Origin of the sequence: Bifidobacterium apicola (genome assembly GCF_042846865.1) — a bacterium.
GTDB lineage: Bacteria > Actinomycetota > Actinomycetes > Actinomycetales > Bifidobacteriaceae > Bombiscardovia > Bombiscardovia apicola.
Map to the genome: position 1 here is coordinate 774,147 of NZ_BAAFQQ010000001.1, position 16,866 is coordinate 791,012.

At 60.3% G+C, this 16,866-nt stretch carries 16 protein-coding genes and 2 tRNA genes; 7 read left to right on the plus strand and 11 right to left on the minus strand.

The window, feature by feature from the left end:
• Nucleotides 1-78: 78 nt before the first annotated feature.
• The 6 genes from ACGG9J_RS03270 to ACGG9J_RS03295 form a co-directional block, all read right to left on the minus strand.
• On the minus strand, nucleotides 79-1,200 hold the full coding sequence (locus tag ACGG9J_RS03270; RefSeq protein ID WP_390133582.1) for a LacI family DNA-binding transcriptional regulator: 1,122 nt from the start codon (nucleotides 1,198-1,200) through the stop codon (nucleotides 79-81).
• 39 nt (nucleotides 1,201-1,239) lie between these two features.
• Entirely contained in the window at nucleotides 1,240-1,947 is a 708-nt protein-coding gene (locus ACGG9J_RS03275; RefSeq protein WP_390133584.1) for a ribonuclease HII, read from the minus strand.
• 7 nt (nucleotides 1,948-1,954) lie between these two features.
• Nucleotides 1,955-2,719: a signal peptidase I gene (gene lepB / locus ACGG9J_RS03280; RefSeq protein ID WP_390133586.1), complete on the minus strand. Its 765-nt coding sequence runs from the start codon at nucleotides 2,717-2,719 to the stop codon at nucleotides 1,955-1,957.
• Between the two features lie 145 nt (nucleotides 2,720-2,864).
• A complete protein-coding gene (rplS, locus tag ACGG9J_RS03285; RefSeq protein ID WP_110451689.1) occupies nucleotides 2,865-3,236 on the minus strand; it encodes a 50S ribosomal protein L19 in 372 nt (123 codons plus the stop codon).
• Between the two features lie 221 nt (nucleotides 3,237-3,457).
• Nucleotides 3,458-5,155 carry a glucose-6-phosphate isomerase gene (pgi, locus tag ACGG9J_RS03290; protein WP_390133589.1) on the minus strand — a complete coding sequence of 566 codons (1,698 nt, stop codon included), beginning with the start codon at nucleotides 5,153-5,155 and terminating at the stop codon, nucleotides 3,458-3,460.
• Nucleotides 5,156-5,283: 128 nt separating this feature from the next.
• Complete coding sequence (locus ACGG9J_RS03295) at nucleotides 5,284-6,408, minus strand: mannose-1-phosphate guanylyltransferase (RefSeq protein ID WP_390133591.1); 1,125 nt, start codon at nucleotides 6,406-6,408, stop codon at nucleotides 5,284-5,286.
• 120 nt (nucleotides 6,409-6,528) lie between these two features.
• Here ACGG9J_RS03295 and ACGG9J_RS03300 point away from each other — a divergent pair.
• Together ACGG9J_RS03300 and ACGG9J_RS03305 are read left to right on the plus strand one after the other, a co-directional pair.
• Nucleotides 6,529-6,601, plus strand: a tRNA-Thr gene (locus ACGG9J_RS03300).
• A gap of 39 nt (nucleotides 6,602-6,640) precedes the next feature.
• Nucleotides 6,641-6,721 (plus strand) — tRNA-Leu (locus tag ACGG9J_RS03305).
• Between the two features lie 78 nt (nucleotides 6,722-6,799).
• On the opposite strand, the gene ACGG9J_RS03310 is transcribed toward ACGG9J_RS03305, so the two are convergent.
• From ACGG9J_RS03310 to ACGG9J_RS03325, 4 genes are all read right to left on the minus strand, one after another.
• A complete protein-coding gene (locus ACGG9J_RS03310; RefSeq protein ID WP_390133593.1) occupies nucleotides 6,800-9,625 on the minus strand; it encodes a hypothetical protein in 2,826 nt (941 codons plus the stop codon).
• 334 nt (nucleotides 9,626-9,959) lie between these two features.
• Nucleotides 9,960-10,646 carry an RdgB/HAM1 family non-canonical purine NTP pyrophosphatase gene (gene rdgB, locus ACGG9J_RS03315; RefSeq protein ID WP_390133595.1) on the minus strand — a complete coding sequence of 229 codons (687 nt, stop codon included), beginning with the start codon at nucleotides 10,644-10,646 and terminating at the stop codon, nucleotides 9,960-9,962.
• A 35-nt stretch (nucleotides 10,647-10,681) separates the two neighbouring features.
• Nucleotides 10,682-11,446 (minus strand): ribonuclease PH, encoded by a 765-nt coding sequence (rph, locus tag ACGG9J_RS03320; RefSeq protein ID WP_390133597.1) that lies wholly within the window; start codon nucleotides 11,444-11,446, stop codon nucleotides 10,682-10,684.
• A gap of 67 nt (nucleotides 11,447-11,513) precedes the next feature.
• Nucleotides 11,514-12,152, minus strand: coding sequence for a Pr6Pr family membrane protein (locus ACGG9J_RS03325; RefSeq protein WP_390133598.1), 639 nt, complete (start codon nucleotides 12,150-12,152; stop codon nucleotides 11,514-11,516).
• 107 nt (nucleotides 12,153-12,259) lie between these two features.
• Here ACGG9J_RS03325 and ACGG9J_RS03330 point away from each other — a divergent pair, with 107 nt between their 5' ends.
• Complete coding sequence (locus tag ACGG9J_RS03330) at nucleotides 12,260-13,606, plus strand: nicotinate phosphoribosyltransferase (RefSeq protein WP_390133600.1); 1,347 nt, start codon at nucleotides 12,260-12,262, stop codon at nucleotides 13,604-13,606.
• The gene (locus ACGG9J_RS03335) at nucleotides 13,606-14,625 is read left to right on the plus strand and encodes an aldo/keto reductase (protein ID WP_390133602.1); all 1,020 of its coding nucleotides are present in this window, start codon (nucleotides 13,606-13,608) and stop codon (nucleotides 14,623-14,625) included. The genes ACGG9J_RS03330 and ACGG9J_RS03335 overlap by 1 nt, the downstream gene beginning before the upstream one ends.
• Nucleotides 14,626-14,639: 14 nt before the next feature.
• On the opposite strand, the gene ACGG9J_RS03340 is transcribed toward ACGG9J_RS03335, so the two are convergent.
• Nucleotides 14,640-14,951, minus strand: a complete 312-nt coding sequence (locus ACGG9J_RS03340) for a DUF3039 domain-containing protein (RefSeq protein ID WP_390133604.1) — start codon at nucleotides 14,949-14,951, stop codon at nucleotides 14,640-14,642.
• A 62-nt stretch (nucleotides 14,952-15,013) separates the two neighbouring features.
• On the opposite strand from ACGG9J_RS03340, the gene coaD reads away from it, so the two are divergent.
• From coaD to ACGG9J_RS03355, 3 genes are read left to right on the plus strand one after another with little or no spacing between them, the layout of a single operon-like run.
• Nucleotides 15,014-15,523, plus strand: coding sequence for a pantetheine-phosphate adenylyltransferase (coaD, locus tag ACGG9J_RS03345; protein ID WP_390133606.1), 510 nt, complete (start codon nucleotides 15,014-15,016; stop codon nucleotides 15,521-15,523).
• Nucleotides 15,520-16,212 (plus strand): SPFH domain-containing protein, encoded by a 693-nt coding sequence (locus ACGG9J_RS03350; protein WP_390133608.1) that lies wholly within the window; start codon nucleotides 15,520-15,522, stop codon nucleotides 16,210-16,212. Before coaD ends, ACGG9J_RS03350 begins: the two co-directional genes overlap by 4 nt.
• On the plus strand, nucleotides 16,209-16,829 hold the full coding sequence (locus ACGG9J_RS03355) for a YceD family protein (RefSeq protein WP_390133610.1): 621 nt from the start codon (nucleotides 16,209-16,211) through the stop codon (nucleotides 16,827-16,829). The genes ACGG9J_RS03350 and ACGG9J_RS03355 overlap by 4 nt, the downstream gene beginning before the upstream one ends.
• Nucleotides 16,830-16,866: the final 37 nt, after the last annotated feature.

Below are 16,866 nucleotides of genomic sequence, written 5' to 3' on the forward strand. Positions count from 1 at the left end.
ACGCTCACATAGTCTGGTTACGATTGTATCCAAGACCAGAGCGTCAGGCAAGCCCGAGGGAATGCGGACCAACCGCCTTCAGACACGCTTGACTGCGTAGCCCAAGGACCGACGCTGAATCACATCCGCCTGAATCAGCCCCACCCCATGATGGGTGACCGGGAAGTCCACAGGCTGCCCCTGATGAAGCAGGGCCAGAACCTGCCGCATCGTGGCCACGCCCAGCTCCTCGAAGCGGGGACGAACCGTTGCCAGGGGCGGAAACATATTGTCCACAGTGGGAACGTCGTCGAAGCCCACCAGACTGATGTCGCCGGGAATGCGGATGCCGTGCTCCTGCAGCGACCGGGCCACGCCCACAGCCTGGTTGTCGTTGGCGGTGACCACGGCCGAGGGCAGGGATGTGCCGTTCATGCCCCTCTGATCGATCAGGTGGTTCATCAGCGTGTAGGACTCCCCCGCCTCCCAGCTTCTGGCGTGGACCACAGCCGTCCGTATGCGGCAGCGGGCGCAGGCCACCTTCCAGGAGGCCAGTCGGGTGGCTGCATCCCGCCAGTGCGCAGGACCGGCCATATAGAGCACTCGCCGATGGCCCCGGGAGACCAGCAGCCGGGCCAGCCGCTGCACAGCCCCCCACTGGTCGATTCCTGTCAGAGCAATACGGCCGTCACCCCGTCTGCGGCTCAGGGCTTCCTCGACGCTGGTGATGCCATGGGTGGAGGTGACGATGACACGAGGCTGGCTCACCTCCACCTGACAGGCGGCCTGGAACATGGTGTCAGTAGGGGTCAGAAAGATGAAGGCATCCACATTCTGTTCCAGGAAGGTGCCACAGAGCTCCTGGAATCCGGCAAGGGTGCAGGCCGACTCGTCCACCATCATGACCGACATGAACAGACCATGGGAACGGGCCACGGTCTCAATGGCCGTAATCGATGAAACAGGCCCGAAGAGGCTGACTCCGCCAGCCACCAGTCCGATGGTCCGGCTGCGGCTGGATGCCAGGGCGCGCGCGGAATTGCTGGGGCGGTAGCCCAGCTTCCTGATGGCCTGTTGAACCTTGATCCGCGTTGCCGGAGAAACATCCTTGGAATTGTTGATGACCCTGGACACGGTCTGGTGGGAGACCCCGGCCAGCCGGGCAACCTCGAACATGGAGGGGCGCTTGGATCGTGACCTGCCCTCGCTGCCTGCGGGCATGTGACCTTCTTCCCGATAGCCGTGTCGACCGTTTCGATATTAGCCGCTGCCGGGACCGGATGCAGGCAGATGCCAACTGACCCGATGCAGGCGGCTGGGTCCTAGACGGCGAATGGCCTCCAGATGTGCGGGCGACCCATAGCCCTTGTTATGCTCCCACTGGTAGGAAGCCAGGGCAGGGTCGGAGGCAGCCAATCGGACCATAAGGTCGTCACGGGTGACCTTGGCGATGACCGCCGCGCAAGCCACGCTGGCGCAGTGGGCATCACCCTTGACCTGGGTTGAAACCTTGGGCAGAACCGGGAGGTCAGGGGCGTCAAAGCTGTCGGCGGCTGGGGTGATGTAGTCATGGGGGCCGTCAAGGATTGCGGCCAAAGGGCAATCCGGATCAAGTTTCATCCCATGCTCCAGCTCGGCCAGCGCACGCAGGGCGGCGATGCCCAAAGCATGGACAATGCCCCACTGGTCGATTTCGTGGTTGGAACAGGATCCTACCGCCCAGCCGGCAGCCCAGTCCTCCAGGTCACGGTAGATGGCCAGCCGACGCGCAGGCGTCAGCATCTTGGAATCCGCAACACCGGCAGGGACATTCAAATGGGGCAAGTCGGCGGACCGAATCGCCACCACGCCGACCATGGCAGGACCCGCCAGAGCCCCGCGGCCAACCTCGTCCAAGCCCAGCACATACTCGGCTCCCCGGCTGGCCAGAGCGGCCTCAGTGGCCAGGGTCGGCAGGATCCTTCGCACAGCCGGCTCAGCCCTGGCTAGGCTCGGGAACGGCGTCGAAGACCTTGTGCTGGTTGTTGAGCAGCTTCCAGCTGCCCACAGGGTAATAGGTCAGCAGTGCTGTACCCTTGATGTTCTCCATGGGGACCAGACCGTTGTGGCCGTCCTCCTTGTGAAAGCGAGAATCGGCGGAGTTGGAACGGTTGTCGCCCATGACAAAGACATATCCGGGATCGACTTTGATCTTGAAGGGGAATGAGCTGGGCTCTACGCCTGGGCGCAGATAGGAGCTCTCGTCCAGAGCTACGCCGTTGACGGTGACCGGAGCGCCGTGACCCTTGCAGGCCACCGTGTCGCCAGGCATGCCGATAAGGCGCTTGACCAGGTGATTGCCGCGGAAGTTGGGCTTGGATTCATCACCCAGCCAGTCGGCAGGGTCAGTGAAGACCACTACATCCCCTCGACGGGGAGGCACCATGGATCTGGTCAGCCTGTGCGTGGTCAGGATCCTGTCACCAATGCCCAGGGTGTTCTCCATGGAGCCGGAGGGAATGATGTAGATACCGAACAAAAAGACGCGCAGAATGACAACGACGACCACCAAGACCAGCAGTTCGAACAAGAAGTCAGGCAGGAAGCCACGCTCGCCCAGTCGCGGGTGGCTGCTCTTGGCGGAGCCCCGCCCACCGGTGCGGTCCAGGGCGTGACGGGGCGGTACCGGGGCTGAGGTGGCCTGCTTGCCATCCGGATACCAGAGTCCTGACGGGGTCGTTTCCTCATCCCGAAAGGCCATATTCACTCCTTGTCATCCACCGAAACCCGCACGCAAATAGGCTCCGCATGTCTCATAGCGTACACACTCAAGCATAGAAAAACCCGGGAGAATTGCATCCCGGGTGTCTGGGGCCAAGCCTGGGCTTAATCGCCTTTGTCGAATCCTACTTAGCAGCTTCAGCCTTGTTGTCGCGCCGCTCGACGATGCGGGCGGCCTTGCCGTGCAGTCCGCGCAGATAGTAGAGCTTGGCACGGCGGACGCGGCCGTGACGCAGCACCTTGATGGAGTCGATCTGCGGGGAGTGCAGGGGGAAGCGACGCTCGACGCCCACGCCGAAGCTGACCTTGCGCACCAGGATGGTCTCGCGCACGCCGGAGCCCTGACGGGCGATCACCACGCCCGTGAAAGCCTGGATACGGGAGTTGTTGCCCTCAGTGATGTTGACGTTGACCTCGACGGTGTCGCCGGGGCGGAAGTCGGGGATCTGCTCCGCAGGCTTCATGTGGCTGGCGTCAAATTCCTGAATCGCGTTCATGCTGTTCCTCCATGGCCGCCGCACATCGACCCATGACATGGACCGCATCTGCAAAGGATGCGTTCCTGGACGGAACCCGACGGTCTGCCGTCGGGGGTGCCGATCCGCCGGAGCATCCGGCTGGACCTGGAAGGAAGGGAGCCCATGCGGCAGCTACCCTTCCGGCAAACAACTGTGCAATAATATATCACCAACCGGACCGGCATGTGCCCGGAATGACATCAGCGGCGGTGGGCCCTGTAGAAGGCGATCAGGGACTTAGTGGACTGGTCCTGATCGGCCAGTGCCTGATCGTCCCGGGAGATGGCCGGAGTGATCTCGCGGGCCAGCTTCTTGCCCAGCTCAACTCCCCACTGGTCGAAGGAATCAATGCCCCAGACTGTGCCCTCGGTCAGTGTGATGTGCTCGTAAAGGGCGATCAGCTCGCCCAGAGCTGCCGGGGTCAGCGCATCGCCGAAGATGGAGGTGGTGGGCCTGTTGCCGGTGAAGACCCGGGCCGGGACGATGGCCTCAGGCGTGCCCTCGGCGCGGACCTCATCGGCGGTCTTGCCGAAAGCCAATGCCTTGGTCTGGGCCAGGAAGTTCGCCAGGAAGAGCTCGTGCACGTCCTGGTCGCCGTCCTTGGCCGGGTTGGGGGTATTGGCAAAGGCGATGAAGTCTGCGGGGATCAGACGGGTGCCCTGGTGAATCAGCTGGTAGAAGGCGTGCTGGCCGTTGGTGCCGGGCTCCCCCCAGAAGATCTCGCCGGTAAGGCTGGTCACCGGCGTGCCGTCCCAGCGCACGGACTTGCCGTTGGACTCCATGGTCAGCTGCTGCAGATAGGCCGGGAAACGGTGCAGATACTGGTTGTAGGGCAGCACGGCGTGCGAATGGGCGCCGAAGAAGTTGACGTACCAAACGTTGAGCAGACCCATCAGGGCTACCACATTCCGATCCAGAGGGGTGGCACGGAAGTAGCGGTCGACAGTGTTGAAGCCCTTGAGGAACTCCTCGAAGCGCTCCGGGCCGATGGTGATGGCCAGGGAGGTGCCCACGGCAGAATCCACCGAGTACCGGCCGCCGACCCAGTTCCAGAAGCCGAAAACGTTGTTTGGATCGATGCCGAAGTCACGCACCTTGTCCAATGCGGTCGAGACGGCGATGAAATGCCGACGGATCGCTTCTGCCGAGCGGTCCTCACCGCCCTCGGACAGCAATCCGCGCTCCCCTAGGCTCTTCAAGAGCCAAGCGCGGGCCTGGCGGGCATTGGTCAGAGTCTCCAGTGTGGTGAAAGTCTTGGAGACGATGATGAAGAGCGTGGTCTCAGGATCCAAATCGCGCGTCTTCTCGGCCAGGTCGTTAGGGTCGATGTTGGAGATGTAGCGAGCGCTGATGCCTGCATCCGCATAGGGTTTCAGGGCCTCATAGGCCATGACCGGGCCAAGGTCGGAGCCGCCGATGCCGATGTTGACCACGGTGGTGATCCGCTTGCCGGTCAAACCGGTCCAGCTGCCTGAGCGGACCTGGTCGGCAAAGGCGTAGATGCGCTTGAGGGTGTCGCGGACATCGCTCACCACATCCTGTCCATCCACAATCAGGCGACCACGATCTTCCTCGGGTCGGCGCAAGGCTGTGTGCAGAACTGCCCTGTCCTCGGTGTTGTTGATGTGCTCGCCGTTGAACATGGCCTCGATCCGCTCTTCAAGGCCGACTTCGCGGCCCAGCTGAGCCAACAAGGACAGGGTTTCGGGCTGGATCAGATTCTTGGAGAAGTCAATATAGAGATCGCCCAGCTCGAAGCTGAGCTTTTCGGTGCGCTGCGGGTCCTTGGCGAACCATGCGCGCAGATCGATCCCCTGCCGCTGCATGTCGTCAAAATGCTGGTGCAAGGCCGCCCAGGCCTTGGTGCTGGTAGCATCCACTGGAGGATTGATGGCCATAGTTGTTCGGGTCCTTTCCTGACGTGATGCCCGGTCTGCCGAGCACCCGGTTCTGTACCCCAAACTACTCACAAAAGCAGACAGAAGACAACAAAATTGGTCAATATTGTTCGACGGCTGGATTGTTTTCAGAGTATGTCGTCACGGCCGTACTGGGCCAGCTTGCCCACCATGTCCTTGACCTCCTGGCTTCGGGCCCGGGGTGCCACCAAGAGAGCGTCAGGAGTGTCGACGACGATCATGTCATCCACACCTAGGAGGGCGACCGTGCGCTGGGAACCGGGAACGACCATATCTCCAGCAGAATCCAGATACATGACCCGGTCTGCATCCCCTAGAATCTTGATGTTGCGCCTATTGGATGACGGAAGCAAACCTGCCACTGAATTGAAGTCACCGATGTCGTCCCAGTCGAACCCCCCGGGCACCACAGCCACTCCGCCAGCCGCCGATAGCGGCTCGGCTACGGCATAGTCGAAGGCGATCTTCTCGATACCCGGCCAGTGCTCCCCCATGGCCCGGCTGCGGGCCTGCCCACCCTGGTCCCAGACCCGAGCGATGGACATGACCTCCGCGTAAAGGTCCGGCTTGTAACGGCTCAGACAGCCCAGGAGCACCTGCGCTTGCATGACGAACATGCCGGCATTCCATCGGTACTCTCCTGTGGACAGGTAGGCCTGGGCCGTAGAGGCATCCGGCTTCTCGACGAATTCGCTGACCAGGCGGGCATCCGGGGCCCCGGGAATGCGATCGGCCAGGGAGGGACCCTGGTGAATATAGCCGAAGGCGGTGGATGGGCGGGAGGCGGCGATGCCGATGGTGGTCACGTAGCCTGCTCTTGCCGCAGCCACCGCCTGCCCCACCGACGAAGCAAAGGCGCGGTCGTCTCGAATGACGTGGTCGGCAGCGAAGGAGCCCACAACGATCTCTCCGCCGTGCCGCTGGGCCAGCACGGCAGTCGCCAGGGCTATGGCCGCCGTGGAATCGCGGGGAACCGGCTCGGCGAAGAGCGCGTCCTCAGCAAGATCCGGAAGCTGTTGACGAACCTGGTCCACATGCCGCTGTCCGGTGGAGACGACCACATGGTCGGCTCCGCAGATGCCAGCCAGCCGGTCAAAGGTGCCTTGGATCATCGTTCTGCCTGACCCCAGGAGGTCGTAGAGGAACTTGGGCCGGTCCTGGCGGCTCAATGGCCAAAGCCGGGTGCCCACACCACCGGCCGGAATGACGGCATAGAAATCATCAAGATCCATGCCCTCTATTGTGTCAAGAAGCTTGTACACCCCGCACGAAAGCCAAGGCGTTTTTATCTCGTGCATCCAGTATGATGTAGCATGTTGTCTTCATCCGGCAGATCCGGGCAGGAGGCCAAGGCCACTTTAGCTCAGTTGGCAGAGCGTCTCACTCGTAATGAGAAGGTCGACAGTTCGATTCTGTCAAGTGGCTCTTTCACTAGTTCCTTCGGAGCGGTAAGGTATGTCGTACGCGCGAGTGGCGTAATGGTAGCCGCGCAGGATTTAGGTTCCTGTGTCTTCGGACGTGTGGGTTCGAGTCCCATCTCGCGCACAGGATCCACCAGCAAGACCTGCTCTCATCCATCGAACTTGATGAGGTGAGTGCAGGCTTTGCCTTATCCCGTTAGGGTCAGTACCGGCTCTCCTGCTTATTCCTCAGGCAGGCGACAAAGCCGGCCAGCCCCAGCGCCAGCATCAACAGGATCTTAAGCACGGAAAGCGGCCATCCTCCAGCGAAAGGCAGGGAGGAGATGATTGGCCGGGATTCCAGTGTGTACGACTTCAGTGCTGACTCGTTTCCGCCCCGGAAGCTGCCGCTGGCGGAATCGGTGCTTTCAGCATCATCAGAAGAAACCTGAACAGTGAATACCCCCTGCTTTATGCCTTCAGGCGGGCTCGTCTGCCATGAACCCTGATCTCCCACAGTGACGTCCGTGCCGGTATTGTCTGGCCAGACTATATGGACCACTGTGCCTTTGGTCTCAGGAACCTTCTTGCTTCCGTTGACATACTTATAGGCTTTGCCCGCTACCTGGGCGACATCGAACCGCGCCAAGGACAGGGTGGTAGGAGTGATATCGACCTTTCGGTTGATCAAAGCAGGATCTGAGGGAACATTCATCGGGTTGGTCATCACAACCCGGAAGGTGTACTTTTCCGTTTGGTCGTCACCGTTATAGCCATTGAATTTGTCAACAGGTATGTTCAGCGTCCAAGACCAGGTGGACGCTGCCGTCTTTACCACCTTCAATACAGAGCGTGATGCAGGATCCGTGTATGTGGACGAGGCATTGATCGCTGAATTCCTCTGGAAGGTGCCGATTGGAGTAGTCACCAGGCTGGTCCAGTCTGAAGCTGCATTCTGCTTCATGGAGATGGCCATGCTGGAATCGGCCATTCCCAGTTTTCCTGAGGTCCAGGCTGTATTTATCGGCGACACCTCCCCCTTGAAGGAGACGACCGAGTTTGCCGGCAGATTCCCGTTTTTCGTATGGGGCACTGTAACGGAGAGCTTGCCGTCCGGAACCTTCTCATTGGAGACGAAATAGGCTGTTTTTATGTTCGAGAAGAACGAAGTCAACCCGAACCCGGAGGCGGTTTCGGTCACCCAGGCGTGGTAACGCCTGTACCCGTTGTACTTGTTGCCTGGATCGGGCGACGGATATTGTTTATTGTCATCCTGTATCTGCCAGGATCCTCCCTGTTTGCTGGTGGAATCAGGCTTGCATTCAGTCTCTCCCAGTTTGAATCCCCAGGAGTCCGAGTTTTTCACCAAGTCCTCGCCGTTCTTGCCCTGCCCCTCCTTGAAAGCATTATTGGGATCCTCGCCGTAAAGCGTGACCTTATTGGGACGAGCGGTGTCATTGGAGGGAGTGCACTCACCACTCACTACAGGATTGAGCTTGCTGGTATAGACGCTTCCTGAGGGATCCCAAGGACTGTTGACGCCATTTTCGACACTGGTGATAGTCGGATCACTGGGACGAGGCACATCAAACTTATAGAATGCAGTGTCAATGGTCCACCCCGTGTCCAGATTCCTGACCTTTTGGGCATCATCCATATTGTCCGTTATGCCGGCAAGGCCCGCTTTCATAGGGTTGTATACCTCGGGATTGACCGTACAGTTGTTGCTGGTCCCGGTGTCATTCATATTCCTGGTCACAGGCCAGGTAACCAGCTTGAAGTACCCGTCGAAGCCCTCTCGCTCCTTGATGCGCTTGAAATCGATTGATCCGTCTTTTGCTTGCGGGCCCGTCGGATTCGCCGCGTTCACGTTCAGCTCGTTTGCTGGACCTGTAGCCGGCTGCGCTATATTCGATGACTGAACGCCAGAGTTATCTGGGTTGTTGGTTGCCACATTGTATTGAATGCCCCAGGAGGTTGTCATTCGGTTGTTCTGGCTGATTTGTTGTTTATTGCCTACCAGTACAGGCTTAGGGGTCAAGGAATCGACGGGCATCCACTGGCTGTTTTTAAGGCCAACCCACTGGTAGTAGTAAGAATCGGTCTTGGAGCATGTGTTGCTCCCGCCGCGGACATTGAACCAAAAGACGAAGAAGGATTTAGGCGGCGCTACCCCTGGACTATAGGGTTGGCTTTGATTGTTGCCCAGATCAACTGAAAGCCCATAATCAGTCACCAGCCCCCAGTTGGCCTGATGCCCGCTCCATAGCGGCGGATAATTGTCCCAGCCGACAAAGGAGGCAGGCCCGCTGCAGCGATCCGGATCGTTGGCGTAGCAATCGCCCATATACAGTTTTATGTTTTTGCCCTGATCCGCAGTGATATTGGAAACCGTATCGCCTAAACCGGTCAAAGATTCAGCATGAAAGTCATTGCAATCATTGTCACCGTAAGACCACTGGGAAGAGCCGCAGGTCAACGTGTTCTGCGGACCAACAACCGCATAGAGGTTGAGCGGCTGAGGATATCCCCCCGTCTGATAGTATTGCGGATTGTCGTTTTTGTCCCCATAAGACAAATCTCCTTCTATGGAGATTACCAAAAAGTCATAGAGACCAGAGTTGATCACCTTATGGACCGTAAAATACTCATCCTGGTTATAGGCCCATTTCACTGCACCGGCGCTAGGGTTGGCAATAGTGGTTGGACTATTGGGATCACTGCTGTCCGACGGTATGGTCTGCATATAACGCAGTCGCCGATAGTGCGTTTTGTTGGTCTCTCCCTCAAACTCGTAGAAGAAGGACAAAGTGCAGGATTGCGTTCCATAAGCAGAGGAATCGTCCCCATTTTGGCATTGCGGATCGAAGGCGCGGTGCTTCACACGCAGGACAAAGTCCATGCGCAGCTCATCTTGATAAGAATCGATCTTGTCGTTATACGCCAGAAGTTTATAGAGAACAGGCTTTGTACTTGCCGTTTCGCCTTGCCCATCTGCGGCATTGGCCCGATTGGCCGACAAAGCACCCAGCCCTAGCGGAACAACCATGGCAAGCGTCGTCAGTAGGGTTATCAAAGCAGCGATGATCGAGCGGTCCGCATGTAGTGCGCCCTTTGTGCCCCGTTCTTGCAATCGCTTCAATACGTTACCCCCGAATCACCAGAAGAACATCACCAAGATCAGATGAACTGCATACTTGATTTGTCCACAATGCAGGCCAACCAACTGCAGAGCTCAAGTATCACATCGTCATTTATGATGTCTTCTTTTCCCTTTACAAGATTTAAGAGTACCGAAACTGAAAGCATGATCGGGGATTCAGATGGGGTGTTTCACAACTGGTGTTTCGCGACCGTTCGCGGTCCTTGATCCGCCGGGCCTATCAAACTTTGATATGGCCTTCCCCCAGCACCCAGCTGATGAGAATCGGCATAATGGCCGCCAATGCCTTGCCTCTGTGCGATATGGCATTCTTCTGGTCTGAAGTCATTTCCGCCGAGGTCAGCAGTTGCTGTTTGCCGGTACCCTGCGGCTGATCCTTCGGCACGAAGATCGGATCGTAGCCGAACCCATTCTCCCCTCGTGCCTTGCGGATGATGCTCCCGGACATCTCGCCGATCCTGGTCACCTGACGCCCACGAACGGCGTATCCTGGCACATCCGGGACGACCAGGGCGGCAGCACAGACAAACCGCCCTCCCCTGTGGCCGTCGGGAATATCGTGAAGCTGGTTCAGCAAGAGATCCATGTTGGCCTGGTCGTCGCCGTGGCGGCCGCTCCATCTTGCCGAGAGGATCCCTGGAGCGGCGCCCATCACATCAACAACCAGCCCCGAGTCGTCCGCCAGTGCGGGCAGGCCTGATTGCCGGGCAGCCTGCCCCGCCTTGAGGAGGGCATTCTCCTGAAAGGTGGTGCCGGTCTCCACTGGATCGGGCAGACCTAGCTGGCCGGCTGAAACCAGTTCGATCCTTTGCCCCTCATCGGCCAGGAAGCCGTCAAGTATGCGACGAAGCTCATGCAGTTTGCCCTCGTTGTGCGTGGCAACAACCACTCTTCTGGCCTGGCCCATACTGATCCTCCTCGTTGAAATGCCCGCCCCGGGCGTCAGTCAGTCGCCAGAGCCTTGCGCTGAGCAGCCTGCAGCTCCTTGTTCCCCTTGGATGCCAAGTCCAGCAAAAGGCCCAGCTCCTGACGGGTGAGTGGGCGATGCTCCGCTGTTCCCTGTACCTCTATGAGGTCGCCGGAGCCGGTCATGGACACGTTCATATCGGTCATGGCCCGGCTGTCCTCCAGATAGGGCAGGTCGAGCATGGGCTTGCCATCGATGATGCCCACAGAGACAGCCGAGACACAATCCTTGGCCACCTTGTCGGCACTGCGGATGTGATGATGGTCCTGAGCCCATCGGAGGGCATCGACCATGGCCACATAGGCGCCGGTGACTGAGGCAGTACGGGTCCCGCCATCGGCCTGAAGCACGTCGCAGTCCAGCTGGATCTGATTCTCGCCCAAGGCCTTCATATCCACCACGCCGCGCAGGCAGCGGCCTATCAGCCGGCTGATCTCCTGGGTGCGGCCGCCAACCTTTCCCCGGACCGACTCGCGTGCAGTGCGGTCACTGGTGGCCCTGGGAAGCATGGCGTACTCGGCCGTGACCCAGCCCAGGCCTGAGTCCTTGCGCCAACGAGGCAGGGTCGGCGTGAAAGAAGCCGTGCACATGACCCGAGTCTTGCCGCATTCGATCAGCACCGATCCCTCGGGGGCCTCCGTCCAGTGCCTGGTGATGACGACCGGTCGCAACTCATCGGCCGCCCTGCCATCAGGCCGCAACACGGCACCCTCCTCGAGCATGTCCTTGATAGCAACCATCAGTGATGATCCTTTCCCATTCCGCCCAGGCTCCCCCTGGTCTGGCTCCTATTATTCCGTCAGCCGTCTACCTGTCAATGGTCAACGGTGTCTTGGTCGGCAAAATGCGATCGATCAGGAAGATGACCAGTGACAGGGCGAAGAAGACGACCATGTACTCAGCCAGGTTGACCATTAATTGTGCCCAGCCAAGGTGCCCGAGGTCCAGGAAGGCATAGGGGTAGGGGTTGCCCCCCGGCTCCGGACCTGAATGAGGCCAGATGGCTGCGCGGATCAGCACGAAGGCCACGTAGAAGGGGAAATAGATCAGCCAGGTCAGCACGTTGTGCCAATGGAAACGACGATGAGGGTCGAACAAGAGGAAGTCCACCGATGCCAGGATGGGGCTGATGACGTGAATCATCCATGTGGTCCGGATGCCCAGGACCAGCTTGTAGTCCGTGCTGTTCAATCCCAGGACCAGGAAGGCCACCAGACCGGTGATGACGATGTAGAGCGTCAGGCAGCCTTTGAGCCAGGCGGGAGGCTGGATGCCCCTGAGCAGGGTGGCCGCACCAGCCCAGAGCATGACCAGGCCCAGGGCGATGTTGGTCTGGAAGGTAAAATAAACCCACTTGTTGCCGATCCCCAGCAGCCAGGCCTCGTAGGTGCCGCCCAAGCAGAAGAAAGCGATCAGCAATCGGTAGATGCCCACGACGAATCTCATGCGGACCAGCTTAGCCCGACCTTGGGAGGGCAGGGCAGGCCAAGAGGTCAGCAGAAGATTAGACTGGGGGCCAACCAAGGGCTTTTTCCACCCACAAAGGGGAAGATATGAACGCCGAAAACAATAGCGAGAACACCGGAGCATCTACGGCTCTGATGACCGACATGTACGAATACACCATGCTGGATGCCGCCCTGCAGGACGGTACGGCCGGGCGTCGATCCGTCTTTGAGGTCTATACCCGGCACCTGCCTGCGGGACGCCGCTACGCAGTGGTGGCAGGCACCGGACGGATTCTGGATGCACTGGCGGATTTCCACCTCAGCGAGGACGAGCTTCGCTTCCTGTCCGACCATCACATCGTCAGTCTGACCACCATCGACTGGCTGGAGCACTTCCGCTTCACCGGCACCATCCGCGGCTACCGTGAGGGCGAGATATTCTTCCCTGACTCCCCCATTCTGCAGGTCGAAGGCGGCTTCGGCGAATGCACGCTGCTGGAGACCCTGATCCTTTCCATACTCAACTACGACTCGGCCGTGGCCTCGGCTGCCTCCCGTATGGTCACCGCGGCCAAGGGTCGGCCCTGCATGGACATGGGCGCGCGACGGACCAATGAATACGCGGCTGTGGCCGCAGCCAGAGCGGCTATAGTCGGCGGATTCCAGGGAACCTCAAACCTGCTGGCGGCCAAGCGATACGGCTTCAAGGCCATCGGAACCGCAGCCCACTCCTTCACCCTCCTGCATGACAGCGAGCGCGAGGCCTTCCAGAGTCAGATCCAAGCCCTAGGCAAAGGGACCACCCTGCTGACCGACACCTACTCCATTGAGGAGGCCGTCAGGACAGCCGTCGGAGTGGCGGGACCAGAGCTGGGCGGAGTACGCATCGACTCCGGAGACCTGGGCTCGCTGGCCCAGCAGGTCCGCGCCCAGCTGGACTCCCTGGGAGCCGCCAAGGCCACCATCACCGTCACCAACGACCTGGACGAGTACGCCATAGCCTCCCTGCAGGACGCCCCGGTGGACTCTTACGGGGTCGGTACCATGCTGGTCACCGGTTCGGGGGCCCCCACCTGCGCCATGGTTTACAAGCTGACCGAGCGCGAGAACTCCAGCGGAAACATGGAGGCCGTAGCCAAGAAGTCGGTGGGCAAGGCCTCGGTGCCAGGGCGCAAGCTGGCCTATCGCTCATACCACAACGGGGTAGCCGACGCCGAGCACGTGATCTCAGGCGCCGAGGAGGCTCTGGCCGCCTATACACCCGAGCAGGATTGGCGGGATCTGCTGGTCACCTACGTGGACCATGGTCAGAGCATGCCAGGTTACCAAGGGGGGCAGGCCGTCCTGGACGCCCGAGAGCACAGGGCCAAGGCCCTTGAGGAGCTGCCCATCAACGCCCTGAGCCTGATGAAGGGCGAACCGGTCCTTCCTACCCTGGTCAGGAGCATCTGATGAGCGCGCAATCCGAAACCTACCTGCCCGACCCTAACCGGTACGATTCCACAACCTACCGGCGCTGTGGCTGCAGCGGCCTGAAACTGCCTCCCATCTGTCTGGGCTGCTGGCACAACTTCGGCGACACCACGCCACTGGAACGGATGCAGGAGCTGTGCACGACGGCCTTCGACCACGGCATCACCCACTTCGATCTGGCTGACAACTACGGCCCAGGACCGGGCGCTGCCGAGCGCAACATGGGGATCATCCTGCGGCGGTGTTTCAGCCACCACCGCCAGGAGCTGGTCATCTCCACCAAGGCCGGCTATGAAATGTGGCCTGGCCCTTACGGGAACCTCGGCTCGCGCAAGCACCTCCTGTCCGGATTGGACCAGAGCCTGAAACGGCTGGGACTGGACTATGTGGACATCTTCTACCACCACCGCCCCGACCCGGATACGCCCCTGGAAGAGACCATGGGTGCCCTGGCCCAGGCGGTCACCAGCGGCAAGGCCCTCTACCTGGGTTTGTCCAACTACGACGGGCCGACCATGAAACGGGCCTCGGCCATCCTGACCGAGATGCACGTCCCCTTCGTCATCAACCAAAACCGTTATTCCATCTTCGACAGAACCATCGAGAATAACGGTCTCAAAGAGGCAGTGGCCAAGGAAGGAAAGGGACTGATTACCTTCAGTCCGCTGGCCCAAGGGCTGCTGACCGACCGCTATTTGCACGGGATCCCCGAGGACAGCAGGATTCGAGCCGACGGTCGCTTCCTCAAGGAGTCCTCGCTGACTCCTCAGCGCTTGAGGCAGATTCAGGCTCTGAACGACCTGGCACGCCAACGCGGCCAAAGTCTGGCTGACATGGCCTTGGCCTGGCTGCTCAGGGACCCGGCTGTCACCTCAGTGCTCATTGGCGCCTCCAAGCCCGAGCAGATCATCGACAACCTCAAGGCTGTCCAGTCGCCCGATTTCAGCCAGGAAGAGTTGGAAACGATCGACCGGATCGCCTTGGACCGACAGTCCTGAAGCAGTCTGGACCGTCAGTGGGTGCCGCCGGTCATCTGTTCGTAGATGCGCTTGCAGTCCGGGCAGACCGGGTATTGGGATGGGTCGTGCTTGGGCACCCAGACCTTGCCGCAGAGGGCCACGACAGGTCGACCGGTCAGCTTGGACTCGGCGATGCGCTCACGGGAGACATAGTGGGCGAACCGATCGGCATCGCCCTGGTCATCCAGGCGGGTCTTCTCGGCAGTCTCGGTGTCCGGACGGTCCAGAATGGCCGTGCCAGTGCCCTGGTCGGGATTCTGCTCGCGCTCTGGATCCTCCATGCGAATGCTCTTGCTTACAGTCATGACATCCATGGTACGGCGGCAACCTGCACGTTCGCTCCCTATGACGCGCTACGCTGAGAACCATGACTATCGCTGTATGCCCTGGCTCATACGATCCGGTTACCTCCGGCCACATGGATGTGATCGAACGCTGTGCCTGTTTCTTTGAGACGGTCCACGTTGTTGTGGCCGTGAACGCTGCCAAGACCCCCATGTTCGGCGAGCAGGAACGGGTGGCTATGATTCGCCATGCCCTGGACGAGGACGGATACCCGGACATCACCGTAACCTCGACCGACGGTTTGATCACCGACTACTGCCGTAAGGTTGGAGCCTCGGTCATCGTCAAGGGACTGCGGCAGAACGGGGACTATGAGGCCGAGCTGGGCATGGCTCTGGTCAATCGCAAGCTGTCCGGGGTGGAAACGCTCTTCCTGCCGGCCGACCCGATGCGGGAGCACATCTCCAGCACCATCGTCAAGGACGTGGCCAGGCACGGAGGAGACATCACCGGCATGGTCCCCAACAGCGTCGTGGACGCGCTGATCAGCACATTGCACAAGGACATACCGCACACGGAAAAGAGCCAATGATGAACGAGCAGACCCAGGAAAGGGACGATGGCGAGCCTATCGATGACTCGACCAGAGCGGGCGGCCCCAGGCACGCAGTCGACATGAAGGACCTGCCCGATCTGCAGGAGGATCGCAGCGACAGCAGGAATCCTCGTTCGGAATTCACCACCGTCTATGACATCATCGACCAGATCCAGGCCATGCTAGATGAGGCCAAGGCCCCTATTTTCAGTCCGGGACTGGTCAAGGTAGACCGTGACGAGCTGGCCGATGACCTCAACGAACTCAAGAAGATGCTGCCAGTGCAACTAGAGCGGGCTTCGGCGCTTATGAGGGAGGCGGAGCGTCGGCTCAGCACGTCGCAGACTCAGGCCAACGCCACCATATCCGATGCCCAGAGCCGGGCTGCAGACATCGTCAAGGAGGCCGGCGAACAGGCCCGCTTTTTGGCCGGCCAGGAGAACGTAGTGGCCATAGCTCGGCAGAAGGCCCAGACCATCATCGACACGGCCCAGGCTCAGGCAGACCGTCTGGTCCAGGGAGCCAACGGATATGCGGCCCAGGTCATGGGCGAGCTTGACACCCAGCTGAACAAGATGGGCCAGGATGTGCGTGCCGGCCTGGAGGTTCTCCACCAGCGTGAGCAGGAGGCGGCGCGTAGCATGAACGCGTCAGCCTCTGACGAGGGAAAGGAGACGCGGGAATGAGCAGACCGGAGGATTCCCCTTGGGCGGTTTCAGTGGCCCAAGTGTCGACGCGAGCAGGGCAAAGCACCCCGGTGGACCGTGATTTCCCAGCCCCGGAGGGCATCGGCGACCAGGTGGTGGGCATCCCTGCGGGAACACCCGTGCATGTAGCTGGCAACATCGACTCCTTGGTGGATGGGCTCTTGCTGCAGGCCCACATCAGTGCGCCCCTGAATACGGAATGCACCCGCTGCCTGAGACCCGTCAATACCAGCATCCAGGACGATCCTGTGGTCTTCTTCCCCTACAAGGAGCCCGAGCCGGAGCCGACCCATGGCAAGGAGGAGATCCTGGCCGATCAGGAGGAGGCCAGCGGCCAGACCTACCCGCTAGCCAGCGGAGGCGCATTCATGGATCTGGAGGCCCTGCTGCGCGACACCCTGGTGGAGGCCCTCCCCCTACAGCCTTTGTGCCGACCAGACTGCCGAGGCCTGTGCCCACAGTGCGGCATAGATCTCAATGACCACCCTGATCATCACCACGAGATGCTGGATGACCGCTGGGCGGCCTTGGAGGGGCTTAAGCAGCGTCTGGAGCAGGAGGAGAACCCCGGCGGCGACGGCCAGGCTGGCGAATGACCGGAGGTTGCGGTAGACTGCTCTACGCTTAAGCTCG

Excerpts from the sequence above, each read along its gene's own strand:
- rplS (WP_110451689.1), bottom strand. The coding sequence starts at position 3,236 with ATGAACGCGATTCAGGAATTTGACGCCAGCCACATGAAGCCTGCGGAG.
- ACGG9J_RS03270 (WP_390133582.1), bottom strand. The coding sequence starts at position 1,200 with ATGCCCGCAGGCAGCGAGGGCAGGTCACGATCCAAGCGCCCCTCCATG.
- ACGG9J_RS03340 (WP_390133604.1), bottom strand. The coding sequence starts at position 14,951 with ATGACTGTAAGCAAGAGCATTCGCATGGAGGATCCAGAGCGCGAGCAG.
- ACGG9J_RS03355 (WP_390133610.1), top strand. The coding sequence starts at position 16,209 with ATGAGCAGACCGGAGGATTCCCCTTGGGCGGTTTCAGTGGCCCAAGTG.
- ACGG9J_RS03330 (WP_390133600.1), top strand. The coding sequence starts at position 12,260 with ATGAACGCCGAAAACAATAGCGAGAACACCGGAGCATCTACGGCTCTG.
- ACGG9J_RS03310 (WP_390133593.1), bottom strand. The coding sequence starts at position 9,625 with ATGGTTGTTCCGCTAGGGCTGGGTGCTTTGTCGGCCAATCGGGCCAAT.
- pgi (WP_390133589.1), bottom strand. The coding sequence starts at position 5,155 with ATGGCCATCAATCCTCCAGTGGATGCTACCAGCACCAAGGCCTGGGCG.
- coaD (WP_390133606.1), top strand. The coding sequence starts at position 15,014 with ATGACTATCGCTGTATGCCCTGGCTCATACGATCCGGTTACCTCCGGC.
- ACGG9J_RS03350 (WP_390133608.1), top strand. The coding sequence starts at position 15,520 with ATGATGAACGAGCAGACCCAGGAAAGGGACGATGGCGAGCCTATCGAT.
- ACGG9J_RS03295 (WP_390133591.1), bottom strand. The coding sequence starts at position 6,408 with ATGGATCTTGATGATTTCTATGCCGTCATTCCGGCCGGTGGTGTGGGC.
- ACGG9J_RS03325 (WP_390133598.1), bottom strand. The coding sequence starts at position 12,152 with ATGAGATTCGTCGTGGGCATCTACCGATTGCTGATCGCTTTCTTCTGC.
- ACGG9J_RS03335 (WP_390133602.1), top strand. The coding sequence starts at position 13,606 with ATGAGCGCGCAATCCGAAACCTACCTGCCCGACCCTAACCGGTACGAT.
- rdgB (WP_390133595.1), bottom strand. The coding sequence starts at position 10,646 with ATGGGCCAGGCCAGAAGAGTGGTTGTTGCCACGCACAACGAGGGCAAA.
- lepB (WP_390133586.1), bottom strand. The coding sequence starts at position 2,719 with ATGGCCTTTCGGGATGAGGAAACGACCCCGTCAGGACTCTGGTATCCG.
- rph (WP_390133597.1), bottom strand. The coding sequence starts at position 11,446 with ATGGTTGCTATCAAGGACATGCTCGAGGAGGGTGCCGTGTTGCGGCCT.